The 18,964-nt window shown below is 71.7% G+C and carries 18 protein-coding genes; 9 read left to right on the plus strand and 9 right to left on the minus strand.

Annotated elements, in window-relative coordinates; all coding sequences use genetic code 11:
* The first annotated feature begins 32 nt into the window (after positions 1-32).
* From L3Q65_RS15715 to L3Q65_RS15740, 6 genes are read left to right on the plus strand one after another with little or no spacing between them, the layout of a single operon-like run.
* Positions 33-1,193, plus strand: a complete 1,161-nt coding sequence (locus L3Q65_RS15715) for an ADP-ribosylglycohydrolase family protein (RefSeq protein WP_237600097.1) — start codon at positions 33-35, stop codon at positions 1,191-1,193.
* Positions 1,190-2,509, plus strand: a complete 1,320-nt coding sequence (locus L3Q65_RS15720; protein ID WP_237600098.1) for an ADP-ribosylglycohydrolase family protein — start codon at positions 1,190-1,192, stop codon at positions 2,507-2,509. The genes L3Q65_RS15715 and L3Q65_RS15720 overlap by 4 nt, the downstream gene beginning before the upstream one ends.
* Entirely contained in the window at positions 2,506-3,399 is an 894-nt protein-coding gene (locus L3Q65_RS15725; protein ID WP_237600099.1) for a ribokinase, read from the plus strand. The genes L3Q65_RS15720 and L3Q65_RS15725 overlap by 4 nt, the downstream gene beginning before the upstream one ends.
* Entirely contained in the window at positions 3,396-5,345 is a 1,950-nt protein-coding gene (locus tag L3Q65_RS15730) for an SUMF1/EgtB/PvdO family nonheme iron enzyme (protein WP_237600100.1), read from the plus strand. The genes L3Q65_RS15725 and L3Q65_RS15730 overlap by 4 nt, the downstream gene beginning before the upstream one ends.
* Entirely contained in the window at positions 5,342-6,550 is a 1,209-nt protein-coding gene (locus L3Q65_RS15735; RefSeq protein WP_237600101.1) for a CaiB/BaiF CoA-transferase family protein, read from the plus strand. The genes L3Q65_RS15730 and L3Q65_RS15735 overlap by 4 nt, the downstream gene beginning before the upstream one ends.
* Positions 6,547-7,371: a CoA ester lyase gene (locus tag L3Q65_RS15740; protein ID WP_182888914.1), complete on the plus strand. Its 825-nt coding sequence runs from the start codon at positions 6,547-6,549 to the stop codon at positions 7,369-7,371. The genes L3Q65_RS15735 and L3Q65_RS15740 overlap by 4 nt, the downstream gene beginning before the upstream one ends.
* On the opposite strand, the gene L3Q65_RS15745 is transcribed toward L3Q65_RS15740, so the two are convergent.
* Positions 7,368-9,242 (minus strand): MFS transporter, encoded by a 1,875-nt coding sequence (locus L3Q65_RS15745; protein WP_370648211.1) that lies wholly within the window; start codon positions 9,240-9,242, stop codon positions 7,368-7,370. The genes L3Q65_RS15740 and L3Q65_RS15745 overlap by 4 nt on opposite strands.
* Positions 9,243-9,372: 130 nt before the next feature.
* On the opposite strand from L3Q65_RS15745, the gene L3Q65_RS15750 reads away from it, so the two are divergent.
* Entirely contained in the window at positions 9,373-9,882 is a 510-nt protein-coding gene (locus tag L3Q65_RS15750; RefSeq protein ID WP_182888912.1) for a MarR family winged helix-turn-helix transcriptional regulator, read from the plus strand.
* Positions 9,883-10,539: 657 nt separating this feature from the next.
* Here the strand turns inward: L3Q65_RS15750 and L3Q65_RS15755 are convergent.
* From L3Q65_RS15755 to L3Q65_RS15770, 4 genes are all read right to left on the minus strand, one after another.
* The gene (locus tag L3Q65_RS15755) at positions 10,540-11,067 is read right to left on the minus strand and encodes a pyridoxamine 5'-phosphate oxidase family protein (protein ID WP_237600103.1); all 528 of its coding nucleotides are present in this window, start codon (positions 11,065-11,067) and stop codon (positions 10,540-10,542) included.
* A 55-nt stretch (positions 11,068-11,122) separates the two neighbouring features.
* A complete protein-coding gene (locus tag L3Q65_RS15760; RefSeq protein WP_237600104.1) occupies positions 11,123-11,977 on the minus strand; it encodes an MBL fold metallo-hydrolase in 855 nt (284 codons plus the stop codon).
* 28 nt (positions 11,978-12,005) lie between these two features.
* Positions 12,006-12,413 carry a RidA family protein gene (locus L3Q65_RS15765; protein WP_182888909.1) on the minus strand — a complete coding sequence of 136 codons (408 nt, stop codon included), beginning with the start codon at positions 12,411-12,413 and terminating at the stop codon, positions 12,006-12,008.
* Positions 12,414-12,484: 71 nt separating this feature from the next.
* On the minus strand, positions 12,485-13,483 hold the full coding sequence (locus L3Q65_RS15770; protein ID WP_237600105.1) for a zinc-binding dehydrogenase: 999 nt from the start codon (positions 13,481-13,483) through the stop codon (positions 12,485-12,487).
* Between the two features lie 135 nt (positions 13,484-13,618).
* On the opposite strand from L3Q65_RS15770, the gene L3Q65_RS15775 reads away from it, so the two are divergent.
* Positions 13,619-14,086 carry a hypothetical protein gene (locus L3Q65_RS15775; protein ID WP_237600106.1) on the plus strand — a complete coding sequence of 156 codons (468 nt, stop codon included), beginning with the start codon at positions 13,619-13,621 and terminating at the stop codon, positions 14,084-14,086.
* Positions 14,087-14,158: 72 nt separating this feature from the next.
* Complete coding sequence (locus L3Q65_RS15780) at positions 14,159-14,902, plus strand: DUF2249 domain-containing protein (protein ID WP_237600107.1); 744 nt, start codon at positions 14,159-14,161, stop codon at positions 14,900-14,902.
* Between the two features lie 385 nt (positions 14,903-15,287).
* On the opposite strand, the gene L3Q65_RS15785 is transcribed toward L3Q65_RS15780, so the two are convergent.
* The 4 genes from L3Q65_RS15785 to L3Q65_RS15800 form a co-directional block, all read right to left on the minus strand.
* Positions 15,288-15,968: a metalloregulator ArsR/SmtB family transcription factor gene (locus L3Q65_RS15785; RefSeq protein ID WP_237600108.1), complete on the minus strand. Its 681-nt coding sequence runs from the start codon at positions 15,966-15,968 to the stop codon at positions 15,288-15,290.
* 236 nt (positions 15,969-16,204) lie between these two features.
* Entirely contained in the window at positions 16,205-16,561 is a 357-nt protein-coding gene (gene fdxA, locus L3Q65_RS15790; RefSeq protein ID WP_237600109.1) for a ferredoxin, read from the minus strand.
* Between the two features lie 48 nt (positions 16,562-16,609).
* Positions 16,610-17,923, minus strand: a complete 1,314-nt coding sequence (locus tag L3Q65_RS15795) for an FAD-dependent oxidoreductase (protein ID WP_237600110.1) — start codon at positions 17,921-17,923, stop codon at positions 16,610-16,612.
* Positions 17,924-17,994: 71 nt separating this feature from the next.
* Positions 17,995-18,903 (minus strand): LysR family transcriptional regulator, encoded by a 909-nt coding sequence (locus L3Q65_RS15800; protein WP_182888903.1) that lies wholly within the window; start codon positions 18,901-18,903, stop codon positions 17,995-17,997.
* Between the last annotated feature and the right edge of the window lie 61 nt (positions 18,904-18,964).

Genomic DNA, 18,964 nt, shown 5'->3' on the forward strand with positions numbered 1-18,964 from the left:
GCCCGCGCCGGGGAACGAAGGGACGCAAGCCGGTGACCTGGCTGGAGGACCGCGCGGTGGCAGTGATCACCGGCGCGGCAGTGGGGGACGCGCTCGGCGGCGCGACCGAAGGGTGGACGCCCGAGCAGATCGAGGAGCGCCACGGCGGCCGGGTGACCGGGATCGTTCCGCCGTGGTACCCGAACTGGCGGGACGCGCGCCCGATCGCGCCGTACCACAAGGGCGACGGGCACATCACCGACGACACGTTGATGACCCGCGCGATCGTGGAGGTGTACGCGAAACGCCGCGCGCACCTCGACGCGTACTCGATGGCCGAGGACCTGGTGCCGCTGATGATCGGCGAACCGCGCTGGGTGCCGGAGCTGGAGTCGACGGCGCTGCTGCTGCAGCGGGTGTTCCTCGCCGAGAAGTGGATCGTCGCGAAGCTGCACTACGGGCACGCGGATCCGCGGGAGGCGGGCGTCGGCAACATCGTGAATTGCGGTGCGGCGATGTACATCGCGCCAGTCGGCGTCGTGAACCCTGGCGATCCGCAGGCCGCGTATGCCGAGGCGATCGATCTGACCGCGCCGCACCAGTCGAGTTACGGCCGGGAGGCTGCCGGGGTGCTGGCCGCGATGGTCGCCGCTTCGGTCGCGCCGGGTGCCTCGATCGGCGACGTCGTGCAGGCTGCGCTCGCGGTGTCCCACGACGGGACTCTGGCGGCGATGCAGGCTGTTGTCGATGCCTTCCGGGGATGGGACGCCACGCCGGAGACCGACGACGACGAGCGTGCGCTCGCGCGGAAGATCCGTGAGACGGTCGCGCCGTTCGATTCGGTCGGGCCGGAGTACCGGCAGATGTCGATGGACGCGCGGCGGCCGTCGCGGACCAAGGCGATCGAGGAATTGCCTGCCGCGCTGGGGTTTGTGCTGGGCCATCAGGGCGACTACCGCGGCGCGGTGCTGGCCTCGGTGAACTACGGCAGGGACGCCGATTCGATCGCGTCGATGGCGGGTGCGCTCTGCGCCGGTCTCGGCGGGGCGGCGGCGGTGCCGGACGAGTGGATCGATCCGATCGGCGAAGCCAGCAAGATGGATCTGCGCGAGACCGGGCGGCTGCTCGCTTCGGCGGCGACGGACATCGTCAAAGCCGACCGGGCACGGGCTCAGGCGCGGCTCGCCGCCCTCGACGCGCTGGACGCGGCATGAGGCTGACCTGGGCCCAGCCGGAAGACCTGCTCGCGCACGAGTTCGTCCAGTCCGCTGTGGAGGGCAAGGACGTGACCTCGGTGCGGGAGCGCTGGGTCGCCGCCGGCGGCGACCCAGCGCCCGCCGTGAGCGGGGCAGGACCGCGGCCGGCGCCCCCAGCGTTGCGGGCGCTGGCCCGGACGCTGCTGGACGAACTGGCCGCGCTCCCCTGCCCGGCCGCGCCGCACGAACCGCACGGCTGGGACGAGATCGCCGCGCTGCTCCCGGCCGCGCCGGTCCTCCCCTCGTCCGCGGCTGATCGCACGCTCGGCGCGTGGACCGGCCGGGCGGCGGGATGTCTGCTGGGGAAGCCGGTCGAGAAGATCCCGCGCGAGGGCATCGAAGAGATCTTGCGCGCGACCGGACGCTGGCCGCTGGACCGGTGGTTCACCGCCGCCGGGCTGCCGGACGACGTCGCCGCGCGATGGCCGTGGAACCGGCGGTCGGCGCCGACTTCCTTGGAGGAGAACATCTCCGGGATGCCGGAGGACGACGACCTCAACTACCCGATCCTCGCGCTCACGCTGCTGGAACGGCACGGCCGCGAGTTCACCACCGATGACGTCGCGCAGCTTTGGCTGGAACAACTGCCCGCCGGACGGGTGTTCACCGCCGAGCGCGCCGCGTACCGGAACTTGCTGGACGCGCGCCCGGCGCCGGAGACGGCGACGCACCTCAACCCGTTCCGCGAGTGGATCGGGGCCTTGATCCGGACCGACGTCTTCGGCTGGGTCTCCCCCGGCGACGTCCGCGGCGCAGCGCGGCTCGCGTGGGTGGACGCGCGGCTCAGCCATACCCGGAACGGGATTTACGGCGCGATGTGGGCGGCTGCGCTGGCGTCGGCGGCGATGGTCTGCGATTCCGTCCACAGTGTCCTCGATGCGGCGGAAACTGTTGTGCCGCCGGAGAGTCGGCTGGCCGCGGCGGTGCGGTTCGGGCGGGAAGCTGCTGCGTACGACGACGGGCTGGACCGGATCCACGCCGAGTACGGCGACCTGCATTGGGTGCACGTGCTCAACAATGCGGCGGTGATCGCGTACGCGCTGACTCGCGGCGATGGGGACTTTGGGCAGAGCATCTCGCTCGCCGTCACGGCTGGGTGGGACACGGACTCTGCGGCTGCGACAGCGGGCGGCGTCGTCGGTGCGCTGGTAGGCCTCGACGGGATCGGCGAGCAGTGGACGAAGCCGCTCGACAACCGGATCGCGACGTCGTTGCCCGGCGGGGAGCAGCGGATCGCCGACCTCGCCGCGCGGACGGCCGGGATGGCGCGATGACCGGCCGAGTTGTCGTCGTCGGGTCGGCGAACGTCGATCTGGTGGTCGACGTTCCGCGGCGGCCGCACGGGGGCGAGACCGTTCTCGGCGGCGATCTGCGGCGCAGTCCCGGCGGCAAGGGAGCCAACCAGGCTGTCGCCGCGGCGCTCGCGGGTGGCGCGGCGACGACGTTCCTCGGCGCGTTCGGTTCCGACGACGGTGCGGACTTTCTGTTGTCGTCGTTGACGGAGGCCGGGGTTCGGACAGATCTGTTGTCGCGAGTGGACAGTGCGACCGGGACCGCGTTCATCATGGTGTCGCCGGACGGCGAGAACTCGATTGTGGTCGCGCCCGGGGCCAACTCGCGGCTCTCGCTGGCCGGGGAGCAGCTGGAGCGGATCGCCGCGGCGGACGTCGTGCTCGCCCAGCTGGAAATTCCGCTCGAGACCGTGACCGCCGCGGCCGCGGCCCGGCGCCCGGGTGCCCGGATGGTGCTCAACGCCGCGCCGTCCCGGCCGCTGCCGCAGCTTGATCTGGACGTGCTGATCGTCAACGAGCACGAGGCGGCCGACCTGGCGGGCAGGTCCGCTGCGCCCGAGGAATTGGCTCGGCTTCTGCAACGGCGCGCACCCGCGGTGGTGATCACGCTCGGGGCGGCCGGTTGCGTCGTCGCGGAACAGGAAATCGTGCACCTGCCTGGGTTCGAAGTGTCCCCAGTGGACGCCACCGGCGCCGGGGACACGTTCTGCGGCGTGCTCGCGGCGGCGCTCGCCGAGGGCCGTCCGCTTCGCGAAGCCGCCGAACGCGCTGGGGCCGCCGCCGCGCTCGCGGTCACCCGGCCCGGCGCGCAGTCCGCCGTGCCGACCGTCGCAGAGGTCGCCGAGTTCGCTGCCGGAGGAACCACCCGATGACGTACGTGTTCGACCCGCTCGTCCCGCGCCCGATCGACCAGCCGACCGAGGTCCCGCTCGGCGCGCCTCTCTCCCCCGAGCAGCTCGCGGCGCTGGACGAAGCCAAGATCTTCGTCGGCCCGGCGGATCCCGCCGACCGTCCGGAATGGCGGGCGCGGCTGCGGCAATGGCGTGCCGACGCGCACGAGCGGCACAGCTACCACGGTCGCGCCTACGACCGGCCGGAAGCCGCGTGGGCCGCCGGATGCCACACGGTCGCGCAGGTATGGCTGTGGGACGAGCTGCTGTATTCGTTCGAGGAGCGCCGGTTCACGCCCGAGCGGTTCCTCGCCGACGCGCACCAGCGGTTCGGCGGCCTCGACGCGGTCGTGCTGTGGCACGCGTACCCGGTGATCGGCCTCGACGACCGCAACCAGTGGGATTTCTACCGCGACGTGCCTGGTCTCCGCGAGCTGGTCGAGACGTTCCATTCGGCGGGCGTGCGGGTGTTCGTGGACTACAACCCGTGGGACGTCGGCACCCGGCGAGGCGACGACGACGCTGCGGAACTGTCCGCGGTACTGGCGGATTTCGGTGCGGACGGCGTCTTCCTGGACACGTTGAAGAAGGCCGATCCGGCGTTGGTCGAGCAGCTCGAACGCGCGCGTCCCGGCGTCGTGCTGGAGGGCGAATCGAAGCTGCCGGTCGAGCGGATCGAGGACCATTCGGCGTCGTGGGCGCAGTTCTTCGCCGATTCGCCGGTGCCGGGCGTGCTGCGCTCGCACTGGTACGAGCGGCGGCACATGCAGCACCACGTGCGCCGGTGGCACCGCGACCACACCGAGGAACTGCAGTCGGCGTGGCTGAACGGCGTCGGCGTGATGGTGTGGGAAGTCGTGTTCGGCGTGTGGGTCGGCTGGTCGCAGCGGGACGCGGCGACGGTGCGGCGGATGGTGTCTGTGCAGCGTGCGGCCGGTGAGCTGCTGCGCGAGGGCGAGTGGACGCCGTTGGCGCCGCTGACGCCGGAAGCCGAAGCAGCCGGGGTTTACGCGTCGCGCTGGGAACTCGGTGACTGGACACTGTGGACGGTAGTGAACCGGGGCGACTCGGACTATCTCGGGCCGGTTGTGGACGGCCTGGTGCTCGATCTGTTCGCCGACGGGCGCGTGCCCGCGCGCGGGATTTCGGCGTTGCTGCGGGTCGCCGAGGGTGCGGCGGAGCCGCCGTGGCTGTCGCAGGTGGCGACTCTGCCGCATGATCCCGACGCTCGGTTCCCGCATCGGCTCGCGACGCGGGTCGTTCACAAGCCGACGAACGGTATGCCCGAGGACGACGCGGTCGTGGTTCCTGCCGGGCCCTATGTGCTGACGGTCCGGTACCGCGGGCGCGAAACCGGGATGTACCAGGGCGCGCCGTACGTGGACGAGTGGAAGCCGCTGCCGCCTCGGCTGCACGACGCGCGGACGCTGCAACGCGACGGTTCGCTGGCGTCGCCGGTCGCGGTGGGCGCTGCCGAGGTGACAAACGGGCAGTTCGCGGAATTCCTTGCTGCCACGGGGTATCAGCCGGCCGAGCCGCACCGGTTCCTCGCGCATTGGGTCGACGGCCGGCCCGCTGCCGAGGACGAGCCGGTGACCTTTGTGGACCTCGACGACGCGCGTGCGTACTGCGCGTGGCGCGGCGGCCGGTTGCCGACCGAGGACGAATGGCAGCTCGCCGGGGAGACCGGCGGTCTGCGGTGCGGCACACCCGCGGTGTGGAACTGGACCGAAAGCGAACACTCCGACGGGAGGACCCGGTTCGTGATGCTCAAGGGCGGCAGCGATTACCGCGCCGAGGGTTCCGAGTGGTACGTCGAGGGCGGCCGGCACGCGCCGGATTACAGCGTGAAGCTGCTGCTGCCCGGGTTGGGGCTGGCGCGCGGGGCGACCGTCGGATTCCGCTGCGCGTGGGACGTGACGCGATGACAGTGTCGAGGGAAGCTTCCGCGGGCGCGCTGGCCGGGCTGCGGGTCGTGGACGCGTCGACGTTGTTCGCCGGGCCGATGGCCGCGATGCACCTCGGCGACATGGGCGCCGAGGTGATCAAGGTCGAGCATCCGTCGCGACCGGACCCGTCGCGCACGCACGGGGTGGCCAAGGGCGACGTCAACCTGTGGTGGAAGACGTTGGGGCGCAACAAGCGCACCGTCACGGCGAACCTGGGCAGCGACGGCGGGCGCGAGGTGTTCCTGGCGCTCGCCGCAACCGCGGACGTGGTGATCGAGAACTTCCGGCCGGGCACGCTCGAACGCTGGGGACTCGGCTACGAGGAACTGTCGGCACGGAACCCGGGGCTGGTGCTCGCGCGGGTAACCGGATTCGGCCAGTTCGGGCCCTACTCCCCTCGGCCGGGTTTCGGCACGCTCGCCGAGGCGATGAGCGGATTCGCCGCGGCCACCGGGGAACCGGACGGGCCGCCGACGCTGCCGCCGTTCGGGCTCGCCGACGGGGTCGCGTCGCTGGCCACCGCGTACGCGATCATGGTCGCGCTCGCCGGGCGCACCGCCGGCGGCCGCGGCCAGGTCGTGGACGTCGCGATCATCGAGCCGATTCTCGCCATGCTCGGACCGCAGATCACGCGGTGGGACCAGCTCGGCACGGTCCAGCCGCGCACCGGCAACCGCTCCACCAACAACGCGCCGCGCAACACCTACCGCACGAGCGACGGGCAGTGGGTGGCGGTGTCGACGTCGGCCCAGTCGATCGCGGAACGCGTGGTGCGGCTGGTCGGACGGCCGGAACTCGCGGACGAGCCGTGGTTCGCGACGGGCGCGGACCGGGCCGCGCACGCGGACGAACTCGACGAGGCCGTCGGCGGCTGGATCGCTCGGCACACGCGCGACGAGGTCGTGGCCGCCTTCGAGGAAGCACAGGCGGCGGTCGCGCCGATTTACGACGCGGCCGACATCGTCGCGGATCCGCAGTTCCGCGCGCTGGGCACGATCCACGAGATCGAGGACCCGGAGCTGGGCGCGACGTTGATGCAAGGGCCGCTGTTCCGGTTGTCGGACAACGACGGCGTCATCGGCTTCACCGGACGCCCGCACGGCGCGGACACCGACGAGGTGCTCGGTTCGCTGGGCTTCGCCGCGGCGCGGATCGCTGAGCTGCGGGCGGAGGGAGCGGTATGACGCCCGCGTTGACCCTGCTCTACGTCCCCGCCGACCGGCCCGACCGCGTCGCCAAAGCCCTCGCGTCGGATGCCGACGTCGTGCTGGTCGACCTCGAAGACGCCGTCGCGCCCGCGCACAAGGACGCCGCGCGAGACAACGCGGTCCGCTTGCTGGCCGACGTCCCCGCGTCGCGGCCGGTGCAGGTGCGGATCAACCACCCGGACACGCCGTGGCACGCGGCGGACGTGGCCGCGGTCGCCGCGCTGCCGGCATGGGTGGGTGCGCGGTTGCCGAAGGTCGAGAGTTCGCTCGACGTCCGGTCGCATGCCGATGCCCTGCCGGGACGGGAATTGCACCCGCTGATCGAGTCGGCGCTCGGGGTGGAGCGGGCGCTGGAGATCGCGCTCGCTTCCCCGCGGACGGCGTCGCTCGGGCTGGGCGAGGCAGATCTGCGGTCCGACCTGCGACTCGCCGACGAAGCCGGACTCACCTGGGCGCGCAGCCGGATCGTGAACGCCGCCCGCGCCGCGCGGCTGCCCCCGCCGGCGATGTCGGTGTACGCGAACGTCCGCGACCTCGACGGACTGGCGGAAAGCTGCCGGGCCGGACGTGCGCTCGGCTTCCGCGGCCGGACCGCGATCCACCCGCTGCAACTGCCGACGATCCGCGCGGCGTTCCTGCCGACGGCGGAGGAGGTCGCGCGGGCGCGCGAGGTGCTGTCCCGAATGGACGGTGCCACCCAGGCTGGGGTGGGTGCGATCGCGCTCGCCGACGGGACGTTCCTGGACGTCGCGATGCGGGACCAGGCCTTGGCGGTGCTCGCACTCGTCTCCGACTAGGCCTTGTCCGCGGAAACCAAGCGCAGCAACGGGTCGAAGCGGGCCGGGCCCTCGGTCGTCAGCTGCACGGGTTCCGCGACCGGCTGATATCCGGTCACGACGACGGTGTACTCGCCGGGGAACAGGTCCTCGACGGTGTAGTGGCCCGCCTCGTCCGTGACCGTCACTCGCTGGACCTGGCCTTTCGCGTCCAGCACCGCGACCTGGGCGCCCGGGAACGGACCCCGGACCGCGTGCACGGTGCCGCTCAGCCGCACCGAGCGGGCCAGCTCGATGTTCTCGCGCACCGGCTCGGCGCCCACCTGCACATGGCGGGCCACCGGCTCACGGCCGCCTGCCTGGACCAGCAGCAGATACGTGCCCGCCGGGGCGTCCAAGGCGAAGGTGTTGTCCGCGCCGGTGGTCGCGCGACGCACTTCGTGGGTTTCCAAGGACGTCAACGAGACTGACGCGGTTTCCGCGGGCGCGAGGCCGCTTACCGCACCGGAAACCGCCGCAGCTGGCGCGCTTCGCGTGGTGCCGCGGCGTTTGCGCGTCCGGGACAGCAGCACGTCGACGACACCGAACAGCAACGCGAGCACGACCAGCGCGGTCGAGCCGATCAGCCCGAGCGCGGTCGCCGAGTGGTAATCCCCGTGCGAACGCCCGAGTTCGCCGAAGAACAGCGACCCGCCGAGCGCGGTGCCGACCGCGGAACCGATCCGCTGACCGGTCTGCAGCACGCCGGCCGCCGTGCCGCCCTCCGCGGGCGGGACTTCTTCCAGAGCGAGCGTCGAGTTCGGCGAAATCACCAGCCCGCTGCCGAACCCGCCGACGAACAACGGCCCGGCCAGCACGAACGCGGTGTTCGCGCCGGAGTAGTCGCGGACGAGCCACGCGGTCGCGGCGAGCCCGATCGCGACGAGCAGCGTCCCGAGCACGACCATCGGCCTGCCGAACCGGTGCACGAGCCGCCCGCCGATGGTCGGCGAGATCGCCGAGCCGATCGCGAACGCGAGCATCGCCGCGCCGGCCTGCAATGCCGTGTAGCCGAGGCCCTGCTGGAAGAAGAGCGTGAGGACCAGGAAAATCCCGGTGAACCCGGCGAAGTAGACCATGCCGAGCGCGGAGCCCATCGAGTAGCTGCGCACGGTCAGCAGCGTCAGGTTCACCAGCGGCTGCTTGCCGCGGTTGCCGAGCCAGCGCTCCCACAGCACGAACAGCACGAGCAACCCGGCCGCGACGCCCATCAGCCACCAGCGCGGTGCCGTCGCCTGTTCCTCTTCCTCGATCAACGGCAGCATCACCAGCACGACCGCCACGCCGAGCAGCACGCTGCCGACCAGGTCCGGCGTCCGCTTCCGGCCGCTGCGCGCGTCCTTGGGCAGCAGGCGCAGCCCGAACAGGATCGCGAGAATCCCGATCGGCAGGTTGACGTAGAACACCCAGCGCCACCCCTGGTCGACGCCGATGCCCTGGATCAGCAACCCGCCGAGCACCGGCCCGATCGCGGTGGACAGCCCGACCGTCGCCCCGAACGCGCCGAACGCCTTGCCCCGTTCGCGCCCGGAGAACAGCTGCTGCATCAGCCCGATGATCTGCGGGTTCAGCAACCCGCCCGCGACGCCCTGGCCCAGCCGCGCGACGACGAGCCACGTCGCGTTCGGCGCCGCCCCGCACAGCACACTGGTCGCCACGAACAACGCCAGCCCGAGCAGGAACATCCGGCGCCGCCCGTAGTCGTCGCCGAGCCGCCCCGACGGCACCAGCGCGAGCCCGAACGTGAGCGCGTAGCCGGAGACGACCCACGAAACGTCCGCGGGCGTCGCGCCGATCCCGTGCTCCATCGAGGGCAGCGCGACGTTGACGATGCTGACGTCGAGCAGCGTCATGAACCCCGCGATGAGGCACACCCACAAGGCGCGCCAGCGCTGCGGATCGGGCTCGGATGAAGGCGAAGCGTGCACGGACCGTCCTGATTCGAGACCGGTAAGATAATTACTGGTGTTAGAATACTCGCCCATGCCAGCGGAGCGGGACCACGTCGACGGAGTCATGGCGCAGATCACCGGCGTGCGCGCGGAAGACCGGGTCAGCAAGGCGCTGAGCTTCCGTCTGCTGCGCGCCGCCCGGCTGCTGGAAACGGAACTGCGCCGCGAATTCGACGCCTTCGGGGTCGGCCTGTGGGAAGTGGAGCTGCTCGGCGCCCTCAAACGAGCCGGTCCCCCGTACCGCCTTTCGGCCGGGCAGCTGCTGGACAGCATGCGCCTGACGTCCGGCGGGGTCACCAAACGCGTCGCCGGACTCGAACGCAAGGGCTGGGTCCGCCGCGACATCGCTCCCGACGACCGGCGGCAGATCCTGGTCAGCCTCACCGACGAAGGGCTGGCACGGGCGCAGGAGGTGTTCGGGATGAAGACCCAGACCGAGGCGCGGCTGCTGGGTGTTTTGTCGCACGCGGAACAGGACCGGATGAATGCCGACCTGCGGGAACTGCTGCTGGACTGGGAAGGGCCGGACGGGCGGGCTTGACCGGCTCCGGCGCCGCCTGGCTGCCCCGGCCTCGCCGATCAGGCACCGGGAGGCCGGGGCGTCCTCGCCACGGCGCACCTCGCCGCCCGGCAGGCTCCCCGCCCGCGGGAGCAGCCATTCCCCCACAGCACACCTCCTCGCCCGGCAGGCCTCCCCTCCGCAACAGCAGCCATTCCGCCACAGCACGCCTCAGCGTCCTGCGGATGCACCAAACGCAGCGGCAGCCGACTCCGCACCGCAGACTTCGGCGGCCGGCAGGCTCCTCGCTCACGGCTGCCAGCCGCTATGGCCAACCTCGCCGGTGCTCCGTGTGAAGCTCCTGCCCACACCAGGGTCAAAGCCGACATGAGCTGCCTCAGCGTGGCGGCGCGCACCCACCAGGCTCCGCACACGGCACCAGCCGACGCCGCCGCGCGCAACCTCGCCGCCCGCCAGTCGTCCCGCGCGCGGCAACGCCCAGCCCCACGACGGCCCGGTGTCCGCCAAACCCCCGCACGCGGCAACGCCCAGCCCCACGACGGCTCGGCGTCCGCCAAACCCCCGCACGCGGCAACACCCAGCCCCCACGACGGCCCGTCCCGCGGCGAACCGCAGCGGCGCTCGCGAACTCGAGACAGCAAGCTCCGCCACGGCCCGGAGCGAAACCGGGCCACGCGCTCAAGCCCCGGCGAACTCCCAGGCAGTCGCTCCATGCGGTTCCGCCGAAGCGACACCCACCGCGCGTCGCAGGGTGAGCCGGTAGAGGTGCCACGGCGGCGGCCCCGCGCTCGGCGCGCTGAACGGTGCCGTCAGCGCGTCGCCGGACGCCGTCGCTGGCCAGCCGCCGGAGCGGTAGACCTCGGCTAGGCGTGCCACGGTGTCCGGGTCCGTGACTCGGTGGGCATCGCCCTCGAGAACCAGGTCGAGGCCGCGCAGGCGTACCGAAATGCTGCACGCCGGGTTCGCCGCGAGGTTCCGCGAACGGCGGGTGCCCGGGCCGCCGACGAAATACAGGGCGTCGTCCACCCAGACCGCGCCTACGCCCGCCGAGTGGGGACGGCCGTCTGGACGGACGGTCGCGACGAAGAACGTCAGGTCGGCGGTCGGGGTGTCAGCGGCTAGAACATCGCGGGCACGGCTCCAGGGCAGCGGGGCGTTCCCGTAGCGGTCGAGGTTCCGGGTCAAGGTCGCTTCGTAGTCAGTCATGCCCATGCGTCGAACGGGGCGGCCTCGAATCGACACGGCCCCGCGAGCAGAGGGGTCAGGCACCTCCGGACGAGCCGGGGCGGTAGCGGAAACCGTCGCCGTCTCGCTCGATTCGTCCGGCCCCGAAGTGTGCGGGCAGGAGCAGGGCGTCTCGTTCGACGGCCAGTTCGCACAGGGTCCGCCGGGACTCCGCGGCGGCGGCGGGGTCGGAGTCGCCGCCTTGGGCCAGTGTCAGGTCCGCGAACTGGAACGGGTGGTGCAGCACATCTCCGCTCGCCAAGGCGTGCTGACCGCCGCCGCTGAGCTCGGCGATCAGGTGGGCGGCGGTGTGGCCGGGCAGGGCGCGCAGAGTGATGCCGTCGGTCACCTCGTACGGGAGGTCGATCAGTTCGACCAAGCCTGCCTCGACGACCGGAAGGACGCTGTCTTCGAACGTCCTCGCCAGGTCGGCCGCTGCCCCGCCGTCGGGTGCTGCGGCGTGCACCTCTTGCAGCCAGCCGTATTCCTCGGCCGGGATCAGGTAGCGGGCACGCGGGAAGGTGGGGTCCCACGAACCGTCGACCAGCTGGGTGAAGCCGCCGCAGTGGTCTGGGTGGAGGTGGGTCGCCACGACGACGTCGACGTCCTCCGGCATGACGCCCACCGCGGCCAAGCGGTCCAGATACGGCGTGTCGAACTGGTGGTGTGCGAGCAGGACCGGGCGTTCCTTCGCGTTGCCGTTCCCGGCGTCGAGAAGCACGGTCTGGTCCGGAGTGCGCACCAGGTACGTGGTGATCGACAGGTCGAGGTCGCCGCGGTGCTCCCCCAGCTGTTCGGGCGTGACGCCGGGGAACAACTCGGCGGCGGCGAAGGGCCAGTGGTCCAGTTCGGTCACCGGGTCGATCCGCAGCGACCCGAGCGTGATGGTCATCGGGCGTCCTGTCGTTCGGGGGACCGGATCATCGGGGCACCGCGGCCATCGCCTCGATTTCCACGGCCAGCTCCGGTTTCGCCAGCGCGGACACCACGATCAGCGACTGCGTCGGCCAGTCGCTCCCCGGGAACCACCGGCTGAACACGTCGCCGGTCGCGGCGCGAAAACCGGGCAGATGCCCGGTGCCGGCGACCATGCTGAACACCTTCACCAGGTGTTCCGGCCCGGCGCCTGCCGCGGCGAGCACGCGTTCGATGTTCGCCAGTGCCTCGCGCGTCTGTGCTTCCGCGTCCGGCCCGGCGAGTGTGCCGTCCGGTCGCGCGCCGATCTGCCCGGCCACCACGACCAGTTCGTGATCGGCGGGAATCTGCGCGAGGTGGCTGTAGCGGCCGACCGGGGCCGCGACAGTCTCGGGATTCCAGCGCTTGCTCATCAGGTGTTCCCCTCCCTGGGTTCGTGTCCACAGTTCACCACGAAGCACCGACAAAAAATCGACGGCCGCGCTCAGGCGATCGCGACCACCAGCTTGCCGAACTGGTCCCCCGACGCCAGTTCGGCCAGCGCGCGCGGGCCGTCGGCCAGGTCGTAGACGTGGTGCACCACCGGCCGCACCCGGTGTTCCGCCACCAGCGCGACCATCTGCGAGAACTCCCGCGCGCTGCCCATCGACGTCCCCAGCAGGCTGATCTGCCGGAAGAAAAGATCGCGCAGCGACAGCTCGACGTCCGGACCGGTGGTCGCGCCGAGCGTCACCATCCGGCCGCCGGAGCGGAGCACGGAGAGGCACGCGTCGAAGGTCGCCGAGCCGATGCTGTCCACGACCAAGTCCACCGGTTCGCCGAGTTCGGCCGCCCAGTCTCCGCTGCTGCCGATCGCGCGGTCGGCACCCAGTTCCGTTGCCCTGGCGAGCTTTTCGGGGCTGCGCGAGGTGACGCTCACCGTCGCGCCCGCGGCTTTCGCCATCGCGAGGGCGAACGTCGCGACTCCGCTGCCGATACCCGGCAGCAGCACGTGTTCCCCGGCGGCGAGGCCGCCGCGAGTGAACAGCGCCCGGTACGCGGTGAGCGCGGCCAACGGGAGGGCGGCAGCTTCAGTCCAGCTCAGGTGCGCGGGTTTCGGCACGACGTTGCCCGCCGGGACGACGACGTACTCGGCCAGCGTGCCGTTCGCCGGCACTCCGAGAATCGCGGGAATCTCCGGCACCGCGTCCGGCTCGGCCCAGTCGAGGGACGGGTTGACGACGACCTCGGCCCCGACCTCGACGGTCGTTTCCGCGCCCGCCGCGGCGACCACTCCGGCACCGTCCGAGCCCAGCACGGTCCAGGGGTCAGCCGGACCGCGACTGTCCACGACGAACAGGTCCCGGTGGTTCAGCCCGGCCGCCTTCAGCCGGACCAGTACTTCACCCGGGCCCGGTCGCGGCGCCGGAACCTCCGCGACCCGCACTCCGCCGGCTCCCGCCGCGCCTTCGTGCACCACTGCCCGCATCGCTTTTGTTGTCACGTCCGCGAACCTAACAGCCGCGCCCGCCCCCGGCCGAGCTGGCGCGAATCCCGTCACAGCAGGGAATTTTCCGCTCCGGACGCCGGTACGCCGACCAGTCCGAGCTGATCTTTTTCACTAGGCTAATTTGGATATATGACTCCTCGCACCGCCGCCGCGGCCCCGTTCGCCGTGCTCGGCCTCGGGTGCGCAATCGCCGGCGGCCTGGCGTCCGCGGTCATCGCCCCGCATCCGACCCCGCACGGCGCTTGGGCGGTCGCATACCTGGTCCTGGTCGGCGGGATCGCCCAGCTCGGCCTCGGGATCGGGCAGGCCTTGCTCGCCCCGGAACCGCCGGCCAGCCGACTCGTCTTCGCCCAGATCGCGGCTTGGAATCTCGGAAATGCCGCCGTACTGGGCGGAACGCTCTCCGACACGACTCCCCTGGCGGACATCGGCGGCGCGCTTCTGGCAGTCGGCCTGGCACGGCTGGTTCTCGGCGTGCGCGGCGGTTCGCCGGACGGTCGCAGGCGGTGGGTGCGGCACGGTTTCCAGGCACTCGTCGTGCTGCTGCTCGTCAGCATCCCGGCCGGGCTCGTCCTCGCGAGGATCGGGCCGGCCTGAGTCCCACGTCACGCCGGCGATCCCGCGATTTTGCACTATTATCCTCGTAAATACTCTTTCCGGGAGGTTCCCGTGACCGGCTCGTCCGAGGTGTGCATCAGCGGCACCAGCACCGACCCCGCGTTCCGCGCCGGCGAAGCCCTCCGCGCCGAATCCGGCCGGGTGCTGGCCGAATACCGGGAAAAAGCCGCCATGGTCACGGAACTCCAGCTCGACGGCAGCGCCCGAGAGGAGGCCAACGCCCGGCTGATCGAGTTCGCGTCGGGCCGGCTGACCGAGTACCTGTCCGCCGCCGACCGCGTCCTCAACGCGACCGCCGCCGGCGCCCCCGCGACGCGCCTGCTGGTCCGCGCCTTGCGGCGGATCCAGGGCTCCGTGCTCCGCACCGTCGAAGAGCTGCGGGAATCCGGCACCTCGGCCCGGATCAGCCATGCCGCGCAGGCATTGGACGCGCTCCTCGGCGCTTACCTGGACGCGGAGACCAGCGTCCTGCTGCCCGCGCTGGCCGATCTCCCCGGCGCCGACGTCCCCGTACTGGCCAACGATCTCCGCACGCTCCTCGACGGCGGCGAACTGGACCGAGCGGAAGTCCTCGACGTCCGCGAAATCCCGCACGGCACCCGGCATCCGCGCATCTTCGGCCGCTACGCGCGGCTCGCGCCCGGGGAGTCGTTCGTGCTCGTCAACAACCACGATCCGAAGCCGCTGCGCCGCGAGTTCACCGCCGCCCACGGCGAGGATTTCACGTGGGAGTACGTGGAATCCGGGCCGGAGAAGTGGCGGGTCCGGATCGGCCGCGCCGCGGTCCCGGTCTGACCCCGATACCCGCGCCGACTCCCCTTCGGCGCGCCTCCCCGCGGCGGCCGGTCTCCCCCGCCCCGGCCGCCGCGGACCGGCTTGCTCGCGTCCCAGGGAAGGCTCGTCGGACCGATGGCCTTCGCGGGCAAAATTCCTTCGGCCGTCGTGAATCTGCGTCGCCGCGCTCGTCCGCCTGCTGCGAACCGGCTTGCGGTGCATGAGAAACGCTCGTCCGGCCACGGCGCTTCGCAGACGGAACTTCTTTAGCCGCCGCGAATCCGCGCTCCCGGACTCACCCGGGCCGCCGGCTGAACCGGCAAGCGGCGAGCGGTGAGCGCGGCAGGCAGCGCGGGAAACCGCCGTTCTGGCAGGCCGAGAGACATCCCAGTCGGACCGGCGACCGTCAGCGGCGGCGTTTGCCAGTCGGCCTCAAGTGCGCCAGGCACAACGAAGGCTCGACAAACGGCTCCAACCGCTCGGCGGTCAACGGTGCGCGCACCTCGTCCAGCACCCCGCGCATCAGCCCGAGATGCAGGCCGCACACCACGTCCCGGCGTTCCTCCGCGATCTCGCGGAACGGGCAGTGCCGCAACCGGATCACGTCGCCGCCCGGATCCGGGGCGAAACCGGCGCCGCTCAGCACAGTGGACAGTCGCCGGATCCCCTCGGCTTCGTCGACCAGCCGGGTCGGCGGCGGGCGGTCGGCCAGGTACCGGCCCCACGCTTCACCGGCGGATTCCGCGGCTTTGCCCGGGTCGGCCACGTTCTCCGCGATCAAGCCGGTCAGCATTTCCGCGAGCAGCCGGTAGCTGCGCCGTCCCTCGGCCGCTTCCTCGGCGATCGCGACGTAGACCGTCCGCGGACGACCGGGGCGGGTGCGGTCTTCCGCGCGGCGTTCGGCGAGGCCGGATCCGACGAGGCCGTCCAGGTGGAACCGCGCGGTGTTGGCGTGCAAGCCCACCTGCTCGGCGACGTCCTGCACCGCGACCGGGCCGCCTGCCGACCGCAGCGCGGCCAGCACCCGGGCGCGGCTTTCGCCCAGCGCGCGGGAGGCGGGCGGATCGGTCAGCGTCTGCTCGCTCATGGGGACCAGTTTAACCGAGCCGACTAGGACAAACTACTGCTGCGTGGGCAAGTCCGGCCTCGGCTGCCCGCGGCCGGCGGCGGGTCCGCGCCGAGATCGCCAAGTTTCGCGGCACCGCCAGGACCGCCGAGGGCTCATCGCGGCGAACTGCTGCCGCGCGGCCGCCTCCGGCAGCGGCAGCCCCACGATCACCGGGCTTCACCACCGGGGCCGGCCAAGGGCGCGTCGCGGCGAAACTATTGCCGCGCGGGAATCTCCGGCCGCGGCAGCCCCGAGACCAGCGGCGTATCCACCCCAAGGTCACCCAGCTTCACCGCACCGCCAGGAGAGTCCAGGGGTGCATCCCGCCCGGGGAGGGTTTCGCTGAAGAACCGGGCGTTGTCCTCGGCATAGATCCGCCAGCGGTCCGGGAGGTCGTCCTCGTAATAGATCGCTTCGACCGGGCACACCGGTTCGCAGGCACCGCAGTCGACGCACTCGTCCGGATGGATGTAGAGCGAGCGTTCGCCGACGTAGATGCAGTCCACCGGGCATTCGTCCACGCACGCCCGGTCCATCACGTCCACGCACGGCTCCGCGATCACATACGCCACGGCCCGCCTCCTTCCGCCGCCTTTTCACCAATGTACTCGGTAAAAAGGTCAGCCCAGCGGGATGGCGCGGAAAACTCCGTCCGGGTCGTAGCGGTGTTTGATGTCGCGCAGCCGGCCCGAGTTGGGGCCGAAGACGTTCGCCGAAGGGACGTCCGGTCCCAGCAGGTTCGCGTACGCGGTGGGCGACGCATGGGGAGCCAGCGCCGCCGAGGCGGCATCCGCCCAGGCTCGGTCGTCGTTGCCCTCGCCCAAGCCGAGGATCTCGACCATCAGGTGGTCCTCCCGCAGCGGAAACGCCATCTCCGCCACCGGAACCCGCGAGGCCAAGCCGTGGAAGTGGTGGATCGACAGGCCGGAGAGCGGCGAGGTCCGGGCTGCCGCGGCCGAAGCCAGCACCGGCACGGCCTCCGGTGTGAACGACCGAAGCGACCTGGTACGGATGGTGACCGAGCGGCCGTCGGGGAACATCGCGTCCCGGCGGGCGATCTCTGCCGCATAGGAGGAGACCGTTTCGATTTGTGAAGCGAGCGGCGGTCCGAGGCGGGCGAGGAAGCCGTCGGGATCGGCGGGGCCGCACCAGGTTGGCCAGACCAGCACGCACAGCGAGCCGTCGGCGCCGGCGAGGATGCCGCTCTGCACGGTGAGTTCGTCTGGCGCATCAGCCTGTATTTCGGCCACCGCGGCGAAAACCCGCGCGGAATCCGACGCCGGGTACCAGACTGGGCCGGTCGTGATCTGCGGTGTCTCGTGCAGGCGCACGCCGAGCGCGGTCACCACGCCGAAATTTCCGCCGCCGCCCCGCAGGGCCCACCACAGGTCCGGCAGGCGCGAAGCGTTGGCGAGCACGACCTCACCGTCCGCGAGGACGATCTCGGCGCCCAGCAGATTGTCCGCAGCCAGCCCGTATTTGCCCAGGAAGGGACCGTATCCGCCGCCGAGCGCGAGGCCGGCGAATCCGACCGTGCCGATCGTGCCGACGGCGGCGGTGAGGCCGTGCGCCTCCGCGCCCGCAAGCACATCGTTGGCCCTGGCCCCGCCGCCGATCACCGCGGCGCGTCGCCCGGCATCGACGGCGACGCGGTTCATCGGACGCAGATCGAGCGTGATCCCGCCGTCGGCAAGAGCGCGTCCGGCCCAGTCATGGCCGCCGCTCCGCACGGACAGCGGCAAGCCCAGCTCGCGCGCGGCACGCACCGAGGCCTGGACGTCCGCCGTGCTCCGGCATTCCACCACCACCGCCGGACGCGCGGCGACGGCGGCGTTCCAGACCGCCGCCGTCGATTCGTACTGAGGGCCGGACGTGTGCACCTGCTCGGCAGGCAGTCGAGCCCGCAAGGCACGGGCGGCATCCTCGGAATTCATGGGCGGCTCCCCTGCTCGTCGATTCCGACTCTAGGGCCGAACCGGCCGGAAAAGGCAGCCCCGCAACAAGATTAGTGATTCACATAAGCCGCCGACGCCTCGCCGAGCGCTTCGAGCGCCGCCCGGACCCCGCCGTGCGTCTCCTCGCCGGAGCGGCAGGCGGCGATGATCGTGCGGTTGAGGACCGGCCGCGTCGCGAGCATCCGGACGCCGTCCGGCACCGGGCCGCGGGCGAGCCGCGGGACGAGCGCGGCGCCGACGTTGCCCGCGACGAGCGCCAGCTGCGTCACGTAACTCCCGATGGTGCAACTGATCCGCGGTTCCAGCTCCTGCGAACGGAGCACGTGCACGAGCCATTCATAGCAGCCGGAACGCCCGGTCCAGCTGATCCACGACACGTCGTCCACCTCGGAGAGGTCGACCGTGCGGCGGTGCGCGAGCCGGTGCCCGGCGGGCAGCGCGAGATCCGCGACGTCGGAGAACAGCGTGACCTGCGTGATTCCCGCAGGCACCACCGTCGGCCGGTCCGCCCAGCTTTCGAACACCGCTACGTCGAGGTCCCCGGCGAGCACCTTCGGCAGGGTCTGCTCGGCTTCGCCCTCGCCCAGCGTCACGTTCAGCCGCGGGTGCTGTTCGGTGAGCACGGCGAGCGCGGGCGGCAGCAGGGCGTGCACGCACGTCGCGATCGACCCGATCCGCAACGGCCCGAAGACATCCTCGCGCAGCCGCTCGAGATCGGTGCGCGCTTCGGCCAGCTGAGCCAGCACGCGTTCGGCGTGCCCGACCAGAACCTGCCCGGCGCGCGTGAGCCGCACGGTCCGGCCGCGCGGCTCCAAAAGCGCGAGCCCCGCTTCCCGTTCCAGTTTCGCCAGCTGCTGCGACACCCCGGACGGCGTGACGTGCAGCGCGGCTGCCGCGCGGGCGACCGAGCCGTGCTGCGCGACCGCGTGCAGGGCGCGCATCCGATCCACACTGAACACGGTAGTAATGCTACCGGATTTTCCGCAGGAACATTCACTTGTCCTTGATAGTTAGCGCCCC

This window comes from Amycolatopsis sp. FU40, from assembly GCF_021903635.1.
Lineage (GTDB): Bacteria > Actinomycetota > Actinomycetes > Mycobacteriales > Pseudonocardiaceae > Amycolatopsis > Amycolatopsis dendrobii.

What these genes read in the sequence shown, in the direction of transcription:
- L3Q65_RS15720 (WP_237600098.1), top strand. Translation starts at nt 1,190, where the DNA reads ATGAGGCTGACCTGGGCCCAGCCGGAAGACCTGCTCGCGCACGAGTTC.
- L3Q65_RS15725 (WP_237600099.1), top strand. Translation starts at nt 2,506, where the DNA reads ATGACCGGCCGAGTTGTCGTCGTCGGGTCGGCGAACGTCGATCTGGTG.
- L3Q65_RS15730 (WP_237600100.1), top strand. Translation starts at nt 3,396, where the DNA reads ATGACGTACGTGTTCGACCCGCTCGTCCCGCGCCCGATCGACCAGCCG.
- L3Q65_RS15735 (WP_237600101.1), top strand. Translation starts at nt 5,342, where the DNA reads ATGACAGTGTCGAGGGAAGCTTCCGCGGGCGCGCTGGCCGGGCTGCGG.
- L3Q65_RS15740 (WP_182888914.1), top strand. Translation starts at nt 6,547, where the DNA reads ATGACGCCCGCGTTGACCCTGCTCTACGTCCCCGCCGACCGGCCCGAC.
- L3Q65_RS15745 (WP_370648211.1), bottom strand. Translation starts at nt 9,242, where the DNA reads ATGACGCTGCTCGACGTCAGCATCGTCAACGTCGCGCTGCCCTCGATG.
- L3Q65_RS15750 (WP_182888912.1), top strand. Translation starts at nt 9,373, where the DNA reads ATGCCAGCGGAGCGGGACCACGTCGACGGAGTCATGGCGCAGATCACC.
- L3Q65_RS15755 (WP_237600103.1), bottom strand. Translation starts at nt 11,067, where the DNA reads ATGACTGACTACGAAGCGACCTTGACCCGGAACCTCGACCGCTACGGG.
- L3Q65_RS15760 (WP_237600104.1), bottom strand. Translation starts at nt 11,977, where the DNA reads ATGACCATCACGCTCGGGTCGCTGCGGATCGACCCGGTGACCGAACTG.
- L3Q65_RS15765 (WP_182888909.1), bottom strand. Translation starts at nt 12,413, where the DNA reads ATGAGCAAGCGCTGGAATCCCGAGACTGTCGCGGCCCCGGTCGGCCGC.
- L3Q65_RS15775 (WP_237600106.1), top strand. Translation starts at nt 13,619, where the DNA reads ATGACTCCTCGCACCGCCGCCGCGGCCCCGTTCGCCGTGCTCGGCCTC.
- L3Q65_RS15785 (WP_237600108.1), bottom strand. Translation starts at nt 15,968, where the DNA reads ATGAGCGAGCAGACGCTGACCGATCCGCCCGCCTCCCGCGCGCTGGGC.
- L3Q65_RS15795 (WP_237600110.1), bottom strand. Translation starts at nt 17,923, where the DNA reads ATGAATTCCGAGGATGCCGCCCGTGCCTTGCGGGCTCGACTGCCTGCC.